Genomic DNA, 14,787 nt, shown 5'->3' with positions numbered 1-14,787 from the left:
GTGCGATGACCGAGACCAACCACGACGCCATGCGCGTCTCCGACGCCGACCGCAACGGCACGCTGCGGCGACTGCACAACGCCGTCGCGCTGGGCCTGATCGACATCGAGGAGTTCGAGGAGCGCTCGGCGGCGGTGGCGCGGGCGCGCCTGCACTCGGACCTGGACGCGCTGGTGGGCGACCTGCCCGGCCCGGGCGCGATCGTCACCTCGGCCGCTGATCGCGTCGAGCTGCGCGGTGTGCTCGGCTCCCTCAAGCGGCACGGCGAGTGGACCGTGCCGAGCCGGCTGGCCCTGCGCAGGCGGATGGGTTCGGTGGACCTGGACCTGACGCGGGCGCGCTTTGCCGGGCCGATGGTCGTCATCGAGCTCGACCTCAAGTTCGGGGGGCTCGAACTGCGGCTGCCCGACGGAGCCAGCGCCTCCATCGACGACGTCGAGGTCAACGTGGGCAGCGCCCGCGATCACCGCAGGGACGCGCCGGCCGAAGGCAACCCGCACGTGATCCTGACCGGCAAGGTGGTCTGCGGCTCGGTGGACGTCCGCGGGCCGCGCCGGTCCTGGCGGCTCACCCCGTTCGACCGGCGCTGACCTCGTCTACCCTGTTGACATGCCCGTTCGTACCGCCCTCCGCCCCGGCGTGGTCTCGCCGACGCTGCCGGTGCCCGCGTCGATTCCACGGCCGGAGTACGCCTGGAAGCAAACCGTCGACGAGGGCAGCGAGCCGTGGGTGCAGACGCCCGAGGTGATCGAGAAGATGCGCGCCGCGGGCCGCATCGCGGCGCGTGCGCTGGCCGAGGCGGGTAAAGCCGTCGCACCCGGCGTCACGACCGACGAGCTGGACCGCATCGCCCACGAGTACATGATCGATCACGGCGCCTACCCGTCGACCCTGGGCTACAAGGGTTTCCCGAAGTCCTGCTGCACTTCGCTCAACGAGATCATCTGCCACGGCATCCCGGACTCGACGGTCATCGAGGACGGCGACATCGTCAACATCGACGTGACCGCCTACATCGACGGTGTGCACGGAGACACCAATGCGACATTCCTGGCGGGCGACGTCTCCGAGGAACACCGCCTGCTGGTCGAGCGCACGCGGGAAGCGACAATGCGCGCGATCAAGGCCGTCAAACCCGGACGGCAGCTGTCGGTCGTCGGGCGGGTCATCGAGTCCTACGCGAACCGATTCGGCTACAACGTGGTTCGCGACTTCACCGGCCACGGCATCGGCACCACATTCCACAACGGCCTGGTCGTCCTGCACTACGACCAGCCCGCGGTGAATACGGTCCTGGAGCCGGGCATGACGTTCACCATCGAGCCGATGATCAACCTCGGTGGCCTGGACTACGAGATCTGGGACGACGGTTGGACCGTCGCCACCACCGACAAGAGGTGGACCGCGCAGTTCGAGCACACGCTGGTGGTCACCCACGACGGCGCCGAGATCCTGACAGTCGCCGACTAGAGCGCTCGACTGTGAATCCGACGACGCCCAGACACGCAGTCGCGTCGCCTGATTCACAACCGGCGGGCGGCGCCCTGCTGGTGGCCGGCACCAGCTCGGACGCCGGCAAGTCGATGGTGGTGGCCGGGCTGTGCCGGCTGTTGGCGCGCAAGGGTATTCGTGTCGCACCGTTCAAGGCGCAGAACATGTCGAACAACTCTGCGGTCACCGTCGACGGCGGCGAGATCGGCCGGGCCCAGGCGATGCAGGCCCGCGCCGCCGGTCTGGCGCCGCACACCCGGTTCAACCCGATCCTGCTCAAACCCGGCAGCGACCGCACCTCGCAGCTGGTCGTGCGCGGTCGGGTGGTCGACACCGTCAGCGCGCGCGACTACATCCACCACCGTGACCGCCTGGGCACCGTCGTCGCAGGCGAACTGGAGCAGCTGCGCGCCGAATTCGACGCCGTCATCTGCGAGGGTGCCGGCTCGCCCGCCGAGATCAACTTGCGGACAACCGATCTGGCGAACATGGGGTTGGCGCGCGCCGCCGGGCTTCCGGTGATCGTGGTCGGCGACATCGACCGCGGCGGTGTGCTCGCACACCTCTACGGCACCGTCGCGGTGCTGGAACCCGAGGACCAGCGGTTGATCGCCGGGTTCGTGGTCAACAAGTTTCGCGGTGACCCGTCGCTGTTGGCGCCCGGCCTGGCGCAACTGCAGGAGTTGTCGGGGCGGCCGACCTACGGCGTCATCCCGTATGCCGAGGGCTTGTGGCTGGACACCGAGGACTCTGTCTCGGTGGTGGCCCGTCGCGTGGTCGGTGAACCGCAACCCCCGCGGGGTGAGCAGTGGTTGCGGGTGGCCGCGATCCGGTTGCCCCGCATCTCCAACTCGACCGATGTCGAAGCCCTCGCGTGCGAACCGGGTGTGCTGGTTCGCTGGGTCAGTGAACCCGCCGATCTCGTCGACGTCGACGTGGTCGTCATCCCTGGCAGCAAGGCCACCGTCGCCGACCTGGATTGGTTGCGCCGCAGCGGGCTCGCCGACGCGGTGAGCGCACACGCCGTCCGCGGCCTGCCGGTGCTGGGGGTGTGTGGCGGCTTCCAGATGCTGTGCGCGCACATCGACGATCCGGTGGAGTCCGGTGCAGGCGTCGTGGCGGGCCTGGACCTGCTCGACGCCGACGTCGCCTTCGCACCCGAGAAAACCCTGCGGCGCCACGAAGAACCGTTGTCCGGCTATGAGATTCACCACGGCCAGATCGTCCGCTCGACGGAGGAACAGTGGCTCGGGGTCGGCCTGCGGCGCGAGGCGGTGTACGGCACCCACTGGCACGGTGTGCTCGACAACGACGAGGTGCGGCGCTCCTGGCTGGTCGAGGTCGCAGCGGCCGCCAGCCGCGGCGGGTTCGTCGTGGCCGACGAAGTCGACGTCGGTGCTCGCCGCGATGCGCAACTGGATCTGATGGCCGACCTGCTGACCAGCCACCTCGACGTGGACGCGGTGCTGACCCTGCTCGAGGACGGCGCCCCGGCGCGGCCCGACATCGTGACGGGACTGCGCCGATGATCCGGCGACTCGCCGTGGCGGTGGTGCTCACCGCGGTGACATCGACCGGTTGCGCGCACTCGATCGAGGGCTCGCCGACCTGGCCCGGCGCCCGCCTGGACCGAGCGCTGCTCACCGCGGCCGACTTCCCGCAGGGGGTGCAGTTCGACCATGTCGTCCGCGAACCCGGCCGGGGTGGTGACGGGGCGGGCGCCCCACCGGCCATGCTGTCCCGACCGGCGGGGTGCTCTGAGGGACTCACCCGGGTGATCGCCCAGTCCGGGGAGCGCGGTCCGGGCAGCGCGAAAGAGTACGTCGTCGGCTACGACGGCGCCCGCATCGTGATGACCGTGCTGACATGGCGTCTGGATCTGGACAAACTGGCGGCGACGGCCGAGCGGTGCTCGCGCTTCGAGACGTTCTTCGACGAGTCCTCGCCGGGCATCCCGATGACGACGACCAGGATGGATCCATCTCGCGCCGACGCGCTCGTCTACGAACAGACCATGCAACTCGGCGGGGTCGACAGCAGCGTCTACTTCACCTTCGAGAACATCGGGACCATGGCGGTGTACGGCGTCGCGTTTCCGACTCCGAATCCGACGATTCCGGTCAAAGCCACGCTGCCCCAGACCTTTCTGGACATCGCGACCGAGCAGGCCAAGCGCGTAGCCGCCCTCTGAATCGCCCGTTCACTCCCGGCGAAACGACCGCGTCGGCCCGTGGACCGCTGTAGCGTGGCCCAATGCCATCCACCACGGTCGCCGTCGAGGGATTCAGCGTGCCCGTCGACGTCTCCGGTCCCGACAAGGGCTCGGTGGTGGTGGTGCTCGGGGCGGGTCATCAACCGGCCGCGGCCTATGACGCCGTGTGTCAGCGGCTGCACACCGCGTCGTTGCGGACCGTCGTCGTCCCGCCCGATCCGCGGCTGACCGCCAAGTCGGTCGTCGCCATCCTCGACGCTCTCGGCGTGAAATGGGCGCTGTTGGTGGGGGACCGCGTCGGCGGCGAGCTGGCGTGGGAACTGGCCGCCACCCGACTCGACCGGTTCATCGGGTTGGTCGTCATCGACCGCGGTCATCCGCGCGTCGCCGACGCCGCGGGCGTCATCCGCGACGAGCACTGCCCGCCGGTGGAGATGAACACCACGGCACTGGTCAGCACCCCCGCGGCGCGCGCGGTCGCCAAGGCCAGTCAGCGCTACGTGTACGGCGACTACCGGATGGTCGACCTGCTGGGCAGGCGCAACGCCGCGGAGTCCACGGCGCAGCTGGCCGCCGAGATCGTGATGCGCACCAGCACCTGGTGAGTCAGGCGGGCGACTCCTCGGGCGTCCACGCCTGCGGCAACGCGGGGCTCCCCGGGAACAGGAAGTCGACGAAAGCCTTTGCGGTGGGCTGTGGTTCGTGATTGGCCAACCCGGGGCGCTCATTGGCCTCGATGAAGACGTACTCCGGCTCGGTGACGTCGGGCACCAGCAGATCGATACCGGTGACGGGAATGCCGATCGCGTGCGCGGCCCGCACCGCGACGTCACACAGGTGAGGGTGAACCTTCGCGGTCACGTCGTGAATGGTGCCGCCCTGGTGCAGGTTCGCGGTGCGCCGCACCCGCAGCCGCTCCCCCTCGGGGAGTACATCGTCGAACGACCAACCCGCTTCGGTGACCGTTGACTCGGTGACCGCGTCGATCGGGATGCGGGACTCACCGCCCGTGGCCGCCGCCCGGCGCCGGCTCTGCGCCTCGATCAGCTCGCGCACCGTGTGGTGTCCGGTACCGACGACCTCGGCGGGCCTGCGTAGTGCGGCGGCCACCACCTTGCCGTCGATGACCACCAGTCGCAGGTCGTCGCCCGGCGCCCGCTGCTCGATCAGCACGTGCGGGTGTTCCTCGCGGGCGCGAGCCAGCGCTGCGTCCAAGTCCTCGGCGCTGCTGATGCCGACCGTGATGCCCTTGCCCTGCTCACCCCGGGTCGGTTTGACCACGACGTCACCGACCTCCTCGAGAAACTCGTGATCGTTCTTGTCGAAGGTCGCCAACCTGCCCTTGGGCACCGCGATGCCGGCCTCGGCCACCAGCCGCCGGGTGAGTCGCTTGTCGTCGCAGCGCGCCATCGCCACTGCGGAGGTGAACTCCGACAAGGATTCCCGGGTGATGACGGTGCGGCCGCCGTGCGACAGGCGCATTTCGCCGGCTTCGGCGTCAAGCACTTCGACCCAGATGCCGCGGCGCATCGCCTCGTCGGCGATGATCCGCGCGTACGGGTTGAGGTCTTCCACGGTTTCGGGCGGATGGGTGAACAGCGGTTCGTTGATCGCGTTCTTGCGCTTGACCGCCATCACCGGCACCCGCTCGAAACCGAGCTTCTCGTAAAGCGAGATGGCCGCGGCGTTGTCGTGGCTGACCGACAGGTCCATGTAGGCGCGGCCACGTTCCCGGTAGATCGCGGCCAGCGCCCGGGTGAGCGCGGCGCCGACACCGGGCAGGCTCGTCGTCGGGTCGACGGCCAGCGTCCACAGGCTCGAACCGTTCTCCGGATCGGAGAACAGCCGTTTGTGGTCGACACCGGTCACGGTGCCCAGCACGGAGCCGTCGTCACGCACCGCGACCAGGTAGTCGAGGGCGTCCTGGGTCTGGTGGTTGTTCCACAGCACGTCGACGGGCGCGGGCACCATGCCGCAGCGCACGTACACGCGGTTCATCTCGTCGGCGTCGTCGGCGCTCTGCAGGGAGCGCACCGAGAAGCCGGTCGGCGACTTGCCGGGGTCGGGGTCCTCGGTGAACCGGAGCCGGTAGGTGTGGCTGGGGTCGATGAACAGTTCGGCGGGCGCCATCGACACCAGGACGTGGGGTTCGCGGGCGTAGATGCAGATGTCACGTCTGCCGTGTCCCTCATGCCTCAGCACCTCGGCCAGCTTGGCGGGGTCGGCGAACGTCTGGCCGAAAATCAGCCGCCCCCAACCCATCTCGATGACGACGTCGTCGGCCATCGCGTCGACGAGATGCTGCGGTGACGCGTCGTGCAAGCCGAGGGTGATCGCTTCGGTCTGCTCTGCGTCGGGTCCGAGCGCCGTCATGCCGCGGGCCCCGTGATGCCGTGTCGCTGCAACCACAGTTCGAGCAGCGCCAGTTGCCACAGTTCGTTTCCGCGCAGCGGAGTCAGCCGTCCATTCGGGTCGGCGAGCAACCGGTCGATCGCGGCGGGTCGGAACAGGTCGCGTTCCTTTGCGGCGGGCGCGTACAGCGCGTCACGCACCATGTCCAGGTACGGGCCCTCGAGATGGGTGAGCGCAGGCACCGGGAAGTAGCCCTTCGGTCGGTCGATGACGTCGGCCGGAATCACCTGGCGCGCTGCCTGCTTCAACACGCCCTTGCCTTCATGCGCGATCTTCAGCTCGGGTGGGCAGGTCGCCGCGAGCTCGACGAGTTCGTGGTCGAGGAACGGCACGCGACCCTCGAGACCCCACGCCATGGTCATGTTGTCGACGCGCTTGACCGGATCGTCGACGAGCATGACGGTGGTGTCCAGGCGCAGACCGCGGTCGATGCCGGTCTCGGCGCCCGCCCGCGCGAAGTGCTCGGTGACGAAGTCCAGGCTCGGGTCGCCGTCGACGGCGAACGCCGGTGTCACCAGCGCGTCGTAACCTGCGCGATCGCGGTCGAAGAACGCCTTGCGGTAGCTGGCCACCGCTCCGTCGACCGTGGCAGCGTCCGGTCCGCCCAACGGGGGATACCAGTGATATCCGGCGAACACCTCGTCGGCACCCTGACCCGATTGCACGACCTTGACGTGCTTGGCCACCTCCTGGCTGAGTAGATAGAACGCGACGCAGTCGTGGCTGACCATCGGTTCGCTCATGGCGCCGATCGCGCCGTCGAGTGCGGGCAGCATGCGGTCGGTGCCGATGCGGATCTGGTGATGGTCGGTGCCGAACCGCTCGGCGATGATGTCGGAGTATTTGAATTCGTCGCCGGCCACACCGCCGACTGATTCGAAGCCGATCGAGAACGTCGCGAGCCCGTGCTGACCCGCCTCGGCGAGCAGCCCGACGATCAGGCTGGAGTCGACGCCGCCGGAGAGCAGGCAGCCCACCGGAACGTCGGCGACCAGGCGTCGGTCGACGGCGACGCGCAGAGCGTCGAGAACGGCGTCCTCCCAGTCCTTTTCGGACCAGTCGGACCGGTCGGGGTTGCGGGTGAAGTCGGGCTCCCAGTACGTCCTCGTCGTGCGGCGGCCGTCCGGCTCGATCGCGATCAGCGACGCCGGCGGCACTTTGGTGACACCACGCAGAATCGTGCGCGGTGCGGGCACTACCGAGTGGAACGTCATGTAGTGGTGCAGCGCGATCGGATCGATGCGGGTGTCGATCTCGCCACCGGCCAGCAGCGCGGGCAGCGACGACGCGAACCGGATGCGGGCGGAATCCTCGCTGATATAGAGCGGTTTGATACCGAGCCGGTCGCGGCCGAGCAGCACCCGGCCGCTGTCGCGCTCGACGATCGCGAACGCGAACATGCCGAAGAGATGGTCGACGAACCGGTCGCCCCAGTGGTGATACGCCTTGAGCAGCACCTCGGTGTCGCTGTGCGAGAAGAACCGGTAGCCGTGTTCGCTGAGTTCGCGGCGCAGCTGCTTGTAGTTGTAGATGCAGCCGTTCCACGCGATCGCCAACCCCAGCTCGGAGTCGAGCATGGGTTGGCCGCCCGCTTCGGACAGATCGATGATTTTCAGGCGACGGTGACCTAGCGCGACCCTGCCCTGTGACCACGCGCCCGCCGAGTCGGGACCCCTGGGTGTCATCGCCTCGGCCATCGCCGAGACAGCTGCCACATCAGGTACCCGGCCGTCGAGACGCACCTCGCCGGTGGCTCCACACACGCCCTCGACATTACCCTTGTTGACGGCAGCGAAACCTGTTACGGGTGTGACGTGGGTCTAGTTAGCGCTGGTCGGACGGCAAAAATGCGATCGCCGTTCGCCGTCCGGGCAATGTGCGGCGCCCGGTGGCTCAGTCCGTGTGGCCCTTGAGAATCTCGTCCTCGATGGTGCCGCCGAGACCTTCGGCGCCGGGGTCATAACCGTGCAGGCCCCCGGTGACGGCGTACTCCTCCTCGGGCGACAGCACCAGGCGGTGCCTGCCGTAGAAGCCGAACACCAGCAGTCCCAGTACGTAGAAGACCGGTCTCCTTCTCGCGGTTACGAGGCATAGGAGGAATAAACTTGCAAAGGTCTGGTGTCCTACCTTTGGAAGTGACATTTCGGTAAAAGACTTGCGCGCACGCCGGACCGAGTCACAGCCAATGGTTGACTACCCGCAATCTCGCGCTGTCGAAGGAAAGGCCCCACCACGGATGAGCGTCACATCGGGCATGTTGTCGCAGGCCGATCTCGAACGCATGGTCGCCGACGGCGAGATCGACACGGTGATCGTCGCGTTCTGCGATATGCAGGGCAGGCTCACCGGCAAGCGGGTGTCGTCCCGGCTGTTCCTCGAGGTGGTCGCCGAGCACGGCGCAGAATGCTGCAACTATCTGATGGCCGTCGACGTCGACATGAACACCGTTGACGGGTACTCGATGTCGAGTTGGGAGACCGGCTACGGCGACATGGTGATGACGCCGGACTTCTCGACGCTGCGGCGCATTCCGTGGCTGCCGGGCACCGCGATGGTGATGGCCGACCTGAATTGGCACGATGGCCAGCCGGTGGAGCAGGCCCCGCGAAGCATCCTCAACCGCCAGATCGACCGGCTCGCAGACCTCGGCCTGGTGCCCTATGTCGGCACCGAGCTCGAGTTCATGGTGTTCGACGACGGATTCCGCGAGGCGTGGGCCAAGGGGTACCGAGGGTTGACGGCGGCCTCGGACTACAACGTCGACTACGCGATGCTCGGCTCGACGCGGATGGAGCCGCTGCTGCGCGACATCCGGCTCGGCATGACCGGTGCGGGCATGTACTGCGAGGGAGTCAAGGGGGAGTGCAATCTCGGCCAGCAGGAGATCGCGTTCCGCTTCGACCATGCCCGTGTCACCTGTGACAACCACACGATCTACAAGAACGGCGCCAAGGAGATCGCCGACCAGCACGGCAAGAGCCTGACGTTCATGGCGAAATTCGATGAGCGCGAAGGCAACAGCTGCCACGTGCACATCTCTCTGCGGCGCGACGACGGCAGTTCAGATGGCTCAGCGGTGTTCGCCGACGAAACCGATCCGCTCGGGATGTCGCCGATGTTCCGCAGCTTCGTGGCCGGACAACTGGCCACCCTGCGGGAGCTGACGCTGTTCTACGCGCCGAACATCAACTCCTACAAGCGTTTTGTCGACGCCAGTTTCGCCCCGACCGCGATCGCGTGGGGTCTGGACAACCGGACCTGTGCGCTGCGCGTCGTCGGCCACGGCCACGGCATGCGGATGGAGAACCGGGCCCCGGGCGGTGACGTCAACCAGTACCTGGCGGTCGCGGCGTTGATTGCCGGCGGCCTGTACGGCATCGAACGCGAACTCGAGTTGCCCGATCCCATCGAGGGCAATGCGTACACCAGTGGCGTCGAACGGCTTCCGACCACCCTCGCCGAGGCCGCGGCGCTGTTCGAGAAGTCCGAGGTCGCGCGGGCCGCGTTCGGCGACGAGGTCGTCGAGCACTATCTCAACAACGCCCGCGTCGAGTTGGCCGCGTTCAACTCCGCCGTCACGGACTGGGAGAGGGTCCGCGGTTTTGAGCGGCTCTGACATCCCGGCGAGACCGGTTCTCGGGTTGACCACCTACCTGCAGCAGGCGCAGACCGGGGTGTGGGATGTGCGGGCCAGCTTCTTGCCCGCGATCTACTTCGAGGGCGTCGAACTGGCCGGCGGCATCCCGGTTCTGCTTCCGCCGCAGCCTGTTGACGACCACATCGCCGACCGGTTGCTCGATGGGCTCGACGGCGTCGTCATCACCGGTGGGCGCGACGTCGTTCCTGCTCACTACGGCCAGAACCCGCACCCGGCCACCGACGCCGACATCGAGGACAACCGGCGTCGTGACCAGTTCGAGTTCGCGCTGGTGCGCGGCGCGATGCGGCGCGGCATGCCGGTGCTTGGTATCTGCCGCGGCGCCCAGGTCCTCAACGTCGCGCTGGGCGGCACACTGCACCAGCACCTGCCCGACGTCATCGGCCACACCCGCCACCAGCAGGGCAACGCGGTGTTCACCACGTCGACGGTCCGCAACCTGCCGGGCACGCGGCTGGCCGAGCTCATCGGCGAGTCGTCGGACGCGCAGTGCTACCACCACCAGGCGATCGACCGACTCGGCGACGGGCTGGTGATCAGCGCACAGGACGACGACGGGGTCATCGAGGCGGTCGAACTACCGGGTGAGCATTTCGTGCTGGCCGTGCAGTGGCATCCCGAAGAGCGCCTCGACGACCTGCGGCTGTTCGCCGCCGTCGTCGAAGCGGCGGACGCATACGCAAGAGAAAGGGCGAATGCTTGAGCACATCCAATGTGATCAACCCGGCGACCGAGGAGCTGCTGGTTACCGTCGAGCAGACCGACGAGGCCGCGGTCGACGATGCGGTGGCCAGGGCGAAAGCCGCACAACGGGATTGGGCGCGGCAGGCGCCGGCCGAGCGGGCGGCCGCACTGCGTGCGTTCGCCGCGACGGTCGACGCTCACATCGACGAGCTGGCGGCGCTCGAGGTCGCGAACTCCGGGCACCCCATCGGTAACGCCGAGTGGGAGGCCGGCCACGTCCGCGATGTGCTGCAGTTCTACGCCGCCGCACCGGAGCGCCTGTCGGGCAAGCAGATTCCCGTCGCGGGCGGCATCGACGTGACCTTCAACGAGCCGCTCGGAGTGGTCGGCGTCATCACGCCGTGGAATTTCCCGATGACCATCGCCTCCTGGGGTTTCGCGCCCGCGCTCGCCGCGGGCAACGCGGTGCTGATCAAACCCGCCGAGTGGACGCCGCTCACCACGATCCGGCTGGGGGAGTTGGCCGTCGAGGCGGGGATCCCCGCCGACCTGTTCCGTGTGCTGCCCGGCAAGGGCTCGGTGGTCGGGGAACGCTTCGTCTCGCACCCCGACGTGCGCAAGGTCGTGTTCACCGGCTCCACCGAGGTCGGCACCCGGGTCATGGCGGGTGCGGCCAAACAGGTCAAGCGGGTCACCCTCGAACTCGGCGGTAAGAGCGCCAACATCGTCTTCGACGACTGCGACCTGGAACAGGCGGCGGCCACCGCGCCGTACGGGGTGTTCGACAACGCCGGTCAGGACTGTTGTGCGCGTAGCCGAATTCTGGTGCAGCGCAACGTCTACGACCGCTTCATGGAGCTGTTCGAGCCCGCGGTCAAGGGTGTCGTGGTCGGCGACCCGCGCGCCAAGGACACCGAGATGGGCCCGCTGGTGTCACAGGGGCACTGGAACACCGTGGCCTCGTTCGTGCCCGACGACGCGCCCGTCGCGTTCCGCGGGTCGGCTCCCTCGGGGCCCGGGTACTGGTTCCCGCCGACGGTGTTGACGCCGCAGCGCACCGACCGCACGGTGCGCGAGGAGATCTTCGGCCCGGTGGTCACCGTGCTGCCGTTCGACGACGAGGCCGATGCGATCGCGCTCGCCAACGACACCCCCTACGGGTTGTCCGGATCGATCTGGACCGAGAACCTGTCGCGGGCGGTACGGGTGTCGCGCGCTGTGGAAGCGGGCAACCTCTCGGTCAATTCGCATTCCTCGGTGCGGTACAACACGCCGTTCGGCGGGTTCAAACAATCCGGTCTCGGACGCGAACTGGGCCCGGATGCACCGCTGTCGTTCACCGAAACCAAAAACGTCTTCATTGCCGTGCAGGAGGCCTGATGGATCTGACGCAACGCTTGGCGGGCAAGGTCGCCGTCATCACCGGCGGCGCCAGCGGAATCGGCCTGGCCAGCGCCAAGCGGATGACGGCCGAGGGCGCGACCGTCGTCATCGGCGACATCGACCCGGCGGCCGGAAGAACCGTCGCCGACGACCTGAACGGCACCTTCGTCCAGGTCGACGTCTCCGACCCGGTCGCGGTGGACGAGCTTTTCGACACGGCCGCCGAGACGCACGGATCCATCGACATCGCGTTCAACAACGCGGGTATCAGCCCGCCCGAGGACGAACTGATCGAGAACACCGGCATCGACGCGTGGCAGCGGGTGCAGGACGTCAACCTCAAGTCGGTGTTCTTGTGCTGCAAGGCGGCGCTGCGCCACATGGTGCCCCAGCAGAAGGGCTCGATCATCAACACGGCTTCCTTTGTGGCCGTGGTGGGTTCGGCGACATCGCAGATCTCCTACACCGCCTCCAAGGGCGGTGTGCTCACAATGTCGCGTGAACTGGGCGTGCAGTACGCGCGCCAGGGGATCAGGGTCAACGCGCTGTGCCCGGGACCGGTGAACACCCCGCTGCTGCGGGAGCTGTTCGCCAAGGATCCCGAACGCGCCGCGCGACGGCTGGTGCACGTCCCGGTCGGGCGGTTCGCCGAACCCGAGGAAATCGGTGCGGCGGTTGCGTTCCTGGCCAGCGACGACGCGTCGTTCGTCACCGCCTCGTCGTTCCTCGTCGACGGCGGCATCAACGGTCACTACGTCACCCCGCTGTAGCGATGTCGGCTGACTCGGAGGTGCCGGTGGCGCACGTCGGCTTCACCGCGGAGGCGGCGGCCGAAGCGCTGCTGCGCCCGGTGCGTGGGGGTAACGCCTTTGAAGACACCGTCGCCCGGCTCCTGCAGACCATCCGGCTCGGCGTGCTGGCGCCCGGTGAGTGCCTACCGCCCGAGCGTGAACTCGCCTCACGGCTCGGGGTCAGCCGTGACACCGTGCGCGAGGCGATCAAGTCGCTGTCCGACGCGGGCTACCTGGTGTCGCGGCGTGGACGGTACGGCGGGACGTTCCTCGCCGACGAGCTGCCGCGACCAACCGGTGAGGCCGATGCGGTCTCATGCGCCGAGATCGACGACGCGTTGCGGCTCCGCGAGATCCTGGAGGTCGGCGCCGCGCGGATGGCGGCCACCCGGACCCTCGCGGCTGCCGAACGCGAGGTGCTGTGGGCCCGGATGATCGACGTCCGCGCCGCCGCCCCCGACGATTACCGCCGTCTCGACTCTCGTCTACACCTGGCGATCGCCGAAGCCGCCGGATCACCGTCGCTGGTCCCACTGCTGGCCGAGAACAGGATGCGGCTCAACGCCCTGCTCGACCAGATTCCGCTGTTGCCACGAAACATCGCCCACTCCGACGAGCAGCACGAGGCGATCGTGCTCGCGATCCTCGCCGGCGACGCCGACGGCGCGGCGTCGGCGATGCGGGCCCACGTCGAGGGGTCCGCGGCGCTGCTGCACGGCTTCCTCGACTAGGCCCCTTTTGTCGCGAGCGCGCGCGTTTGCACACGACACACCGCCGATTTCTCGACATTCGCGAACGCTCATGTGCCCGCGAGCGTGCACAACGGCGCTACATTGAGTCTCGTGAACGAGCCCGTCGGCCAGGTGGACGTCGAACGCGCATCGTCCGCGCTGGCCGACGTCGATACCGCCAGCTGGACGCAGCGGTTCGATCTGTTGTCGGACCCGCATCGCCTCGAGATCCTGCTCACCCTGCATCGGGTTCCCGGGATCCGCGTCGGAGACCTCGCCTCGGCATTGGGCCGGTCGGAAAACGCCGTCTCGCAGGCGCTTCGCGTGTTGCGCCAGCAGGGCTGGGTCAGCGCCACGCGGGTGGGACGGGCCGTCAGCTACCGCCTCGACGACGACATCGTCCACGACCTGCTGCATTGGATCGGCGCCCGGCACGGCTGACTCTGACCAGGGCATTTCACGATTTCCGAATCGTTGCTTCACATCCTCGACCGATCGTCGACGACGTCAGACGAACATGCCCGCCGGCGGGCGGGCACCGACACCGAGGCGGACACCATGAACAACATCCTCGAGAACGCGACCGAACACGATGCCGACCGCCAGCTGAAGGTCAAACACCGGGCACTGTGGGCTTCGGGTGACTACCCGGCCGTCGCGGCCGAGCTGATTCCCGAGCTGGGCCCTGAACTGGTGCGCGCCTGCGCAGTCCGCGCGGGCGACCGCGTGCTCGACGTCGCCGCGGGCTCCGGCAACGCGGCCATCCCGGCGGCCGCCGCGGGAGCGATCGTCACGGCAAGCGATCTCACGCCCGAATTATTCACCGCGGGGCGCGCGATCGCCGAGCGGCACGGAGTCCAGATCGAATGGGTCGAAGCCGATGCCGAGGCGATGCCCTTCGCCGACAACAGCTTTGATGTCGTCATGTCATGTGTCGGTGTGATGTTCGCGCCGCACCACCAGGCCGCCGCCGATGAGCTCGTGCGAGTGTGCCGGCCGGGCGGAACCATCGGAATGATCAACTGGACTCCGGAAGGCTTCATCGGCAACCTGTTCAAGACGATGAAGCCCTACGCGCCGCCGCCACCGCCCGGCGCGAGTCCCGCGCCCCTGTGGGGAGACGAAGCTCATGTGCGGTCGCTGCTCGGCCGCCGGGTGACGGACTTGCGGACGCAGCGGCGAACCGTTCGGATGGACCATTGTCCGAGTCCGCTCGACTTCAGGGAGTATTGGAAGCGCAACTACGGGCCGACGATCGCCACCTATGCGTTCAACGCCGGTCAGCCAGCGCGGATCGCCGACCTCGACCGCGACTTCCTGCAGTTTCTCGACGACTGGAACACCGTCCCGGGGCCGACGGGCACCTCCTATGACGCCGAGTATCTCCTGGTCACCGCCACGAAGCCGGCCCCGGCGCGCTGATTG

15 protein-coding genes are annotated in these 14,787 nt (G+C 68.1%); 12 read left to right on the top strand and 3 right to left on the bottom strand.

The genetic code is table 11. The features are described from left to right. Nucleotides 1-5 precede the first annotated feature (5 nt). From AU198_RS23595 to AU198_RS23575, 5 genes are all read left to right on the top strand, one after another. Entirely contained in the window at nt 6-590 is a 585-nt protein-coding gene (locus AU198_RS23595; protein ID WP_064351195.1) for a DUF1707 SHOCT-like domain-containing protein, read from the top strand. A 19-nt stretch (nt 591-609) separates the two neighbouring features. Beyond that, the gene (map, locus tag AU198_RS23590) at nt 610-1,470 is read left to right on the top strand and encodes a type I methionyl aminopeptidase (protein WP_064351011.1); all 861 of its coding nucleotides are present in this window, start codon (nt 610-612) and stop codon (nt 1,468-1,470) included. Between the two features lie 11 nt (nt 1,471-1,481). Next, nucleotides 1,482-3,020 carry a cobyric acid synthase gene (locus tag AU198_RS23585; RefSeq protein ID WP_286141481.1) on the top strand — a complete coding sequence of 513 codons (1,539 nt, stop codon included), beginning with the start codon at nt 1,482-1,484 and terminating at the stop codon, nt 3,018-3,020. Continuing rightward, the gene (locus tag AU198_RS23580; RefSeq protein ID WP_064351010.1) at nt 3,017-3,682 is read left to right on the top strand and encodes a hypothetical protein; all 666 of its coding nucleotides are present in this window, start codon (nt 3,017-3,019) and stop codon (nt 3,680-3,682) included. The genes AU198_RS23585 and AU198_RS23580 overlap by 4 nt, the downstream gene beginning before the upstream one ends. Before the next feature lie 62 nt (nt 3,683-3,744). Further along, entirely contained in the window at nt 3,745-4,308 is a 564-nt protein-coding gene (locus AU198_RS23575; RefSeq protein WP_064351009.1) for an alpha/beta fold hydrolase, read from the top strand. A 1-nt stretch (nt 4,309) separates the two neighbouring features. On the opposite strand, the gene ngg is transcribed toward AU198_RS23575, so the two are convergent. The 3 genes from ngg to AU198_RS25985 all read right to left on the bottom strand — a co-directional run bounded on the left by ngg (nt 4,310) and on the right by AU198_RS25985 (nt 8,155). Continuing rightward, nucleotides 4,310-6,076: an N-acetylglutaminylglutamine synthetase gene (gene ngg, locus AU198_RS23570; protein ID WP_064351008.1), complete on the bottom strand. Its 1,767-nt coding sequence runs from the start codon at nt 6,074-6,076 to the stop codon at nt 4,310-4,312. Further along, nucleotides 6,073-7,878 (bottom strand): N-acetylglutaminylglutamine amidotransferase, encoded by a 1,806-nt coding sequence (locus AU198_RS23565; protein ID WP_064351007.1) that lies wholly within the window; start codon nt 7,876-7,878, stop codon nt 6,073-6,075. Before AU198_RS23565 ends, ngg begins: the two co-directional genes overlap by 4 nt. Nucleotides 7,879-8,008: 130 nt before the next feature. Continuing rightward, entirely contained in the window at nt 8,009-8,155 is a 147-nt protein-coding gene (locus tag AU198_RS25985) for a hypothetical protein (protein WP_231744766.1), read from the bottom strand. A gap of 196 nt (nt 8,156-8,351) precedes the next feature. Here AU198_RS25985 and AU198_RS23560 point away from each other — a divergent pair, with 196 nt between their 5' ends. From AU198_RS23560 to AU198_RS23530, 7 genes are all read left to right on the top strand, one after another. Then, nucleotides 8,352-9,731, top strand: a complete 1,380-nt coding sequence (locus AU198_RS23560; protein WP_064351006.1) for a glutamine synthetase family protein — start codon at nt 8,352-8,354, stop codon at nt 9,729-9,731. Then, complete coding sequence (locus tag AU198_RS23555) at nt 9,718-10,476, top strand: gamma-glutamyl-gamma-aminobutyrate hydrolase family protein (protein WP_064351005.1); 759 nt, start codon at nt 9,718-9,720, stop codon at nt 10,474-10,476. Before AU198_RS23560 ends, AU198_RS23555 begins: the two co-directional genes overlap by 14 nt. Next, nucleotides 10,473-11,837, top strand: coding sequence for an aldehyde dehydrogenase family protein (locus AU198_RS23550; RefSeq protein ID WP_064351004.1), 1,365 nt, complete (start codon nt 10,473-10,475; stop codon nt 11,835-11,837). Before AU198_RS23555 ends, AU198_RS23550 begins: the two co-directional genes overlap by 4 nt. Further along, entirely contained in the window at nt 11,834-12,610 is a 777-nt protein-coding gene (locus tag AU198_RS23545; RefSeq protein WP_197416212.1) for a 3-oxoacyl-ACP reductase, read from the top strand. Before AU198_RS23550 ends, AU198_RS23545 begins: the two co-directional genes overlap by 4 nt. A gap of 2 nt (nt 12,611-12,612) precedes the next feature. After that, on the top strand, nt 12,613-13,362 hold the full coding sequence (locus AU198_RS23540; protein ID WP_064351002.1) for a FadR/GntR family transcriptional regulator: 750 nt from the start codon (nt 12,613-12,615) through the stop codon (nt 13,360-13,362). Between the two features lie 111 nt (nt 13,363-13,473). After that, nucleotides 13,474-13,803 (top strand): ArsR/SmtB family transcription factor, encoded by a 330-nt coding sequence (locus AU198_RS23535; RefSeq protein WP_165595595.1) that lies wholly within the window; start codon nt 13,474-13,476, stop codon nt 13,801-13,803. Between the two features lie 117 nt (nt 13,804-13,920). Further along, the gene (locus tag AU198_RS23530; RefSeq protein ID WP_064351192.1) at nt 13,921-14,784 is read left to right on the top strand and encodes a class I SAM-dependent methyltransferase; all 864 of its coding nucleotides are present in this window, start codon (nt 13,921-13,923) and stop codon (nt 14,782-14,784) included. The last annotated feature ends 3 nt before the right edge of the window (nt 14,785-14,787 follow it).

Origin of the sequence: Mycobacterium sp. GA-1199, from assembly GCF_001500045.1 — a bacterium.
GTDB lineage: Bacteria > Actinomycetota > Actinomycetes > Mycobacteriales > Mycobacteriaceae > Mycobacterium.
The sequence above is the reverse complement of the archived record's forward strand: the minus strand, read 5'-3'. Positions and strand labels throughout refer to the sequence as shown.

Excerpts from the sequence above, each read along its gene's own strand:
- AU198_RS23595 (WP_064351195.1), top strand. The coding sequence starts at position 6 with ATGACCGAGACCAACCACGACGCCATGCGCGTCTCCGACGCCGACCGC.
- map (WP_064351011.1), top strand. The coding sequence starts at position 610 with ATGCCCGTTCGTACCGCCCTCCGCCCCGGCGTGGTCTCGCCGACGCTG.
- AU198_RS23580 (WP_064351010.1), top strand. The coding sequence starts at position 3,017 with ATGATCCGGCGACTCGCCGTGGCGGTGGTGCTCACCGCGGTGACATCG.
- AU198_RS23575 (WP_064351009.1), top strand. The coding sequence starts at position 3,745 with ATGCCATCCACCACGGTCGCCGTCGAGGGATTCAGCGTGCCCGTCGAC.
- ngg (WP_064351008.1), bottom strand. The coding sequence starts at position 6,076 with ATGACGGCGCTCGGACCCGACGCAGAGCAGACCGAAGCGATCACCCTC.
- AU198_RS23560 (WP_064351006.1), top strand. The coding sequence starts at position 8,352 with ATGAGCGTCACATCGGGCATGTTGTCGCAGGCCGATCTCGAACGCATG.
- AU198_RS23540 (WP_064351002.1), top strand. The coding sequence starts at position 12,613 with ATGTCGGCTGACTCGGAGGTGCCGGTGGCGCACGTCGGCTTCACCGCG.
- AU198_RS23530 (WP_064351192.1), top strand. The coding sequence starts at position 13,921 with ATGAACAACATCCTCGAGAACGCGACCGAACACGATGCCGACCGCCAG.